Annotated in this window: 6 protein-coding genes; 1 reads left to right on the top strand and 5 read right to left on the bottom strand. The window is 67.0% G+C overall.

The window, feature by feature from the left end; all coding sequences use genetic code 11:
• The 4 genes from WAN02_RS29960 to WAN02_RS29945 all read right to left on the bottom strand — a co-directional run.
• Positions 1–317 (bottom strand): amino acid permease (locus tag WAN02_RS29960; protein WP_422269013.1); only part of this gene is annotated, 317 nt, incomplete at its 3' end.
• 8 nt (positions 318–325) lie between these two features.
• Entirely contained in the window at positions 326–2,155 is a 1,830-nt protein-coding gene (locus tag WAN02_RS29955; RefSeq protein ID WP_422269012.1) for an amino acid permease, read from the bottom strand.
• Positions 2,156–2,194: 39 nt separating this feature from the next.
• Positions 2,195–2,788 carry a helix-turn-helix domain-containing protein gene (locus tag WAN02_RS29950; RefSeq protein WP_422269011.1) on the bottom strand — a complete coding sequence of 198 codons (594 nt, stop codon included), beginning with the start codon at positions 2,786–2,788 and terminating at the stop codon, positions 2,195–2,197.
• Positions 2,775–3,635, bottom strand: a complete 861-nt coding sequence (locus tag WAN02_RS29945) for an oxygenase MpaB family protein (RefSeq protein WP_422269010.1) — start codon at positions 3,633–3,635, stop codon at positions 2,775–2,777. The genes WAN02_RS29950 and WAN02_RS29945 overlap by 14 nt, the downstream gene beginning before the upstream one ends.
• A 124-nt stretch (positions 3,636–3,759) precedes the next feature.
• Between WAN02_RS29945 and WAN02_RS29940 the strand changes: the two genes are divergently transcribed.
• Positions 3,760–4,653 (top strand): alpha/beta hydrolase, encoded by an 894-nt coding sequence (locus WAN02_RS29940; RefSeq protein ID WP_422269009.1) that lies wholly within the window; start codon positions 3,760–3,762, stop codon positions 4,651–4,653.
• Here the strand turns inward: WAN02_RS29940 and WAN02_RS29935 are convergent.
• On the bottom strand, positions 4,620–5,314 hold a 695-nt coding region (locus tag WAN02_RS29935; protein WP_422269008.1), incomplete at its 5' end, for an HAD-IC family P-type ATPase. The genes WAN02_RS29940 and WAN02_RS29935 overlap by 34 nt on opposite strands.

Below are 5,314 nucleotides of genomic sequence, written 5' to 3'. Positions count from 1 at the left end.
TCGAAGCCGACGACGATCACCCAGTAATACCAATACAGCCAACCGACGGAGAACCCCGCCCAGCCACCCAGCGCCTGCCGGGCGTAGTCGGCGAACGACCCGGTCGACGGGTTGGCGGTGGCCATCTCACCGAGCATCCGCATCACCAGGATGACCAGCGCGCCGCACACCACATACGTCAGGACCGCGGAGGGACCGGCTTTCCCGATAGCCACGCCAGAGCCGACGAAAAACCCGGCACCGATGATCCCGCCGATGGCGATCATCATCAGCTGCCGTTGCGACAAGCCTTGTTGCAGTTGCGGTGTGGTGGCCATCGGACAGATCAGGCCGAGCTCAGGGCCGATTGCCCGGGCACCACGTGGATGACCGGGATCGGATAGGTGGCCCGCACCTTGTCGACCATGCCGAGGCGCAGCCACGCCGAGCGGGCCTCGGCTACCACCAGCTGGTCGGGCCGGAAGCGATCCACCGCGGCGTCGAGCGCCCGCAGCGGCCGGTAGTCGCCGAGTTCGCCTGCGGCGGACAGCCCGATGCCATGCATCGCGGTCAGGATGGCGTCGAGACGTTCCTGCGCCGCCGTGACGGTGGCGTCGAGGACGAAGACCGGGCCGGTCCGCTCGGCCTGGCCGGTGTCGACCGGGTTGACCGGCACGCAGATGTAGTACTCGGCGCGCTGTTGGGCGTCGACGCGGCGTAGCACGTCGAAAAGCTCACTCGTAGAGACGTTTTTGTTGGCCAGCACCAGAACGCGGTTCGCCCGGCCGGTCGGCTGGTGCGTCGCAGCCTCGGCCTTGGCCGGCCCACGCCGCCGTCTGGGCACGAAGTACAACGCCAACACCACCGCCCAGGAGAGCAGACCCAGCCACAGCTCCACGCGGGCGTTGGGGTCGAACGCCATCAATACCAGCACGCCGACGAGTGCGGCCGCCGTGAGGATCGACAATCCGGGAAACAGCCACATTTTCACCCGCAACCGGGCGGGTGGGGTGCGTCGGCGCAGCACGATCTGAGAAATCGCGATCAACAAGTAGATCGAAAGAACAAGGGAGCCAGATGATTTCAGCAGGAAGGTGAACACTGCCCCTGGGGCCACCCACGCCGCGATCACGCAGAGGAAGCCCACGATCGACGAAACGAGGATCGCGAGGTAGGGCACTCCGCGTCGGCCTACCTTGACCAAGTCCATCGGTGCTTCGCCGCGGGCGGCCAGCACGAACAGCATCCGCGACGCGGTGTAGAGCCCGGAGTTCAGACACGACAGCACGGCCGTGAGCACCACCGCGTTCATGATGTGCCCGGCAGCGGGAATTCCCATCTCCTGCAAAGCCGCAACGTAGGGCGACACCCCTGGCCGCTCGGCGTTCCACGGCACGATCACCGCGAGCAGGAACACCGATCCGAGGTAGAAGATGACGATCCGCACGACCACCGATTTGGTCGCCCGCGCGACCGCCCGTTCCGGATTCGCGGTTTCAGCCGCGGCGATGGTGGCCACTTCGGCACCTACCATCGCGCCGATGACCACCGAGACGGCACCGAATACCGTGCCGACCCCGTTCGGGAAGAAGCCGCCGTGCGCGGTCAGGTTGCTGAAGTCGAGGCCGTGCCGCGGCCAGAATCCAAAGACGAACAGCGAGCCCAGGGTCAGAAACGCCACGATCGCCGCGACTTTGACTCCAGCGAACCAGAATTCGAACTCACCGAAGGCGGCGACCGAGAACAGGTTGGTCGCCGTCATCGCGACCATCAGGACCCCCGACAGCAGCCAGAGCGGCGCGTTGATCCAGTAGGACAGCACGGCGCCGCCGGCGATGGCCTCGAAGCCGACCACGACCACCCAGAAATACCAATACAACCAGCCCACCGAGAAGCCCGCCCAGCCGCCCAACGCCTGCCGGGCGTAGTCGGCGAACGACCCGGTCGACGGGTTGGCGGTGGCCATCTCACCGAGCATCCGCATCACGAGGACGACCAACACCCCGCAGAGCGCGTAGGTGATGAACGCGCCGGGCCCCGTCTCGCCGATGATGACGCCGGACCCGACGAACAAGCCCGCGCCGATGACACCGCCGAGCGCAATCATGTTCAGCTGCCGTTGCGAGAGTCCCCCGCGTAGCGCCGCGGCGCCGCTCGTCTCGGAGGTCGGCGCCATGACGGGACGCTAACACCTACTCTTGCGGCCGCGCTCGATTCATACCGGTATGGCGCGCAGTGCCGCAGGCAGGCTGGGCAGGAAGTGTGTAGTGGCAAAAGCCCGAATGTCCTCGGCGTCAGCAAGAGATTCGCGGGTCGGCAACAACAACAGCATTGCCGCATAACGCAGGATGGTGTCAGCCAGCTGATCGACTGCCTCGGCGCCGATTTGCTCAGCGAAGCCGTCGGGGAAGATCATCCGCAGCGCGACCGCCATCCGCTCGACGGCGGCGTTCCAGTGCCGGTGGGCCAATTCGAGCATCAGGCCGGGCTCGTCGGCGAGCATCCGGGTCAGCACGCGGTGTTGCTGGAACCGCACGATCGACAGGGTGAACGCCTCGACGTAGTAATTCGACTGTGGCCTGCGGCTTTTCAGTTCTTCGGCGATGTTGGCGAAAAGCACCGCGTTCTCGCGGTCGATGACGGCGGCGACCAGCTCGTCGCGGCCGGCGAAACGCCGGTAGATGGTGGTTCGGCTGACTCCGGCGCGGCGGGCCACGTCGTCGAGGGCGACCCGCCGAAAGCCATGCTGCTCGAACTCGACGACGGCGGCGTCGAGGATCGCCTGGGTGGCCGCGTCATCCCCTGGCATAGCCCGCTCGAGCAAATCCGTTGTAGCGCAGTCGCATCGGCAGATGGTCCCACAGCCAGTTCACCGGCCGAGACCGCCACGCCCCAGCGAACCGCTGATAGCGGCGTTCCTGCCGCTCGCTCCAGGGCAGGCCGAGCAGAGTGCGGGCCCGCGGCGGCATGCCGCCGGTGGTCAGGAACCCCGCGACCGGATTGAACACCGGCGCCAGCACCCGCCAGGCCAGCGGCGAGACACCTTTCGGGCGGGGAAATCCTTTAGTCACGTATCCCACACCGTATTTCGCGGTGGGGTGCGCGACCATGACGCGCTCCATCATGTGATCCCAGTACCGCTCGAACTCGTGGTAGTCAGCCGGCATCGGACGTTCGCTGACGCCGTAGCGTCGGTACCAGGTCTTCGACTCGCGATAGATCTGCTGCTTCTCCTCGTCGGTCAGCCGCTTGACGAAGGTGTCGGCGAAGTAGAGTACCTGCTCGACGAAGGTGGCGTGCGCCCAGAAGTAGGTGTCGGGGTCCAGGGCGTGATACCGCTCCCCGCTTGGCATTTCGCCCTTGATCTGGTGGTGGAAGTCGCGGACCTGCTGACCGGTGTTGTCGTCGTCCGAGCCGTAGACGGTTTTGAAGATCGGCGGCAGTGAGCGCTTGATCCGCGCCGAGGTGTCGCTGAAGAACACCGAGTGGTCCAGCACGCCCTGCCCGAGCTCGGCGAGCATGTTCTGCAGCACTGCGGGCCGCGGCCCGATCAAGAACATCCGGTTGTCGCCGAAGTAGCGCCACACCAGCGACTGCGGTCCCAGCGGCAGGGCGTCGGCGGTCTGCCCGGCGGAAGACTCACTCAGCTCGGTCATGAGGAACAGTGTTACATATTTCGCACTTTGTACCAAGTGCAATTGTCGCGTTGGCAAAATGTGACCGCCATGTTGTCTAGGAGCACGGCGTGGCTCTGTGTGCGCCACTGACCAGGACGGCAATATGTCGCTCGTGCCTGAGCTCTCCCGCCGTGCTGCGCTGCGCCTAGGTGCCAGTGCCGTCGCGGGAGCAGCGGGAATCTGGACGTTCGGCGCCCTGGTCGATCCCACCCAAGTGCCCGCCGATCCCAGCCCCTTCGATCCCGCAGCGCCGGCGGGGCCGCCTGCACAACCGGTAGCCGCTCCCCCCGCTCCTCCCGCTCCAATGCCGACCAAGGTGTCCGGCTCGTTCGTCTCGGCGGCCCGCGGCGGCATCCTGACCAACTACGTCATCGCCAGGCCGCCCGGTCAGATCGCGCCGCTCCGCCCGGTGATCGCCCTGCACGGCGTGCGGGGCAGCGCCAAGCAGGTGATGAGCTTCGGCGTCGAAGAGGGACTCGCCGCGATGGTCAAGTCGGGCCGACCACCGTTCGCGGTCGTTGCGGTCGACGGCGGCGACAGCTACTGGCATCGGCGGGCCGGCGGCGAGGACGCGGGCGCGATGGTGCTCAACGAGTTGATCCCGATGCTGTCGACGATGAACCTGGACATCACCCGAGTGGGTTTCATCGGCTGGTCGATGGGCGGCTACGGCGCAATGCTGTTGGGCGCCCGGCTGGGTCCGGCCCGCACTGCCGGGATCTGCGCCGTCAGCCCGGCGCTGTACCAGTCCTACACCGCCAGCACGTTGGGCGCATTCGACAGCTACGACGACTGGACACACAACACCGTCTTCGGATCGCCGGCACTGTCGACGATTCCGCTGCGGATCGACTGCGGCAACGATGACCAATTCGCCCCGGCCACGCACCAGTTCATCGCCCAGCTGCGCACCCCTCCAGCCGGTGGTTTCTGGCCCGGTGGACACGACGAAGCGTTCTGGCGTCAGCAGCTACCCAGCGAGCTCGCCTGGCTATGAGCATCAAACCGCTTGAGCCGCAAGCTGTTTGTCACCACGAGTAGCGACGAGCAGGCCATCGCCGCGCCGGCGATCATGGGGTTGAGCAGACCCATCGCGGCCAGTGGGATAGCCGCGGTGTTATAGGCGAAGGCCCAGAACAGGTTCATCCGGATGGTGCGCAGCGTGCGCGCCGACAGTCGCAGCGCGGTCGGCACGGTGTGCACGTCGCTGCGCATCAGCGTCAGGTCGCCCGCGTCGATCGCGGCGTCGGCGCCGCTGCCCATCGCCATGCCGATGTCGGCGACGGCCAGTGCCACCGAGTCGTTGACGCCGTCGCCGACCATGGCCACCGTTCGGCCCTGCGCCTGCAAACGCTTGACGGCGTCGGCCTTTTCGGTCGGCAGCACATCGGCGATCACGTCGGCCGGCGCGATGCCCACCGCGTCGGCGACCTGCTGGGCCACCGCGGCGCTGTCGCCGGTGAGCAGCATCGGGGTGATGCCCATCGACTTGAGGTCGGCGATCGCCGCGGCGCTGCCGGGCTTGATCTGGTCGGCCAGCGTGATGACGCCGCGAAGCTGCCCGCCCCAGGCCACCTGCACCGCGGTCTGACGGGCCGTCGGCTCCAGCAGGTCGACACCGGCCAGCGAGCCTGCTCGCGACACCGCCACCTCGACAC

This window comes from Mycobacterium sp. (genome assembly GCF_049281135.1).
Classification (GTDB): domain Bacteria; phylum Actinomycetota; class Actinomycetes; order Mycobacteriales; family Mycobacteriaceae; genus Mycobacterium.
This window is presented reverse-complemented; position numbering and strand designations above follow the sequence as displayed.

Coding starts and splice junctions, on each gene's coding strand:
- WAN02_RS29955 (WP_422269012.1), bottom strand. CDS start 2,155: ATGGCGCCGACCTCCGAGACGAGCGGCGCCGCGGCGCTACGCGGGGGA.
- WAN02_RS29950 (WP_422269011.1), bottom strand. CDS start 2,788: ATGCCAGGGGATGACGCGGCCACCCAGGCGATCCTCGACGCCGCCGTC.
- WAN02_RS29945 (WP_422269010.1), bottom strand. CDS start 3,635: ATGACCGAGCTGAGTGAGTCTTCCGCCGGGCAGACCGCCGACGCCCTG.
- WAN02_RS29940 (WP_422269009.1), top strand. CDS start 3,760: ATGTCGCTCGTGCCTGAGCTCTCCCGCCGTGCTGCGCTGCGCCTAGGT.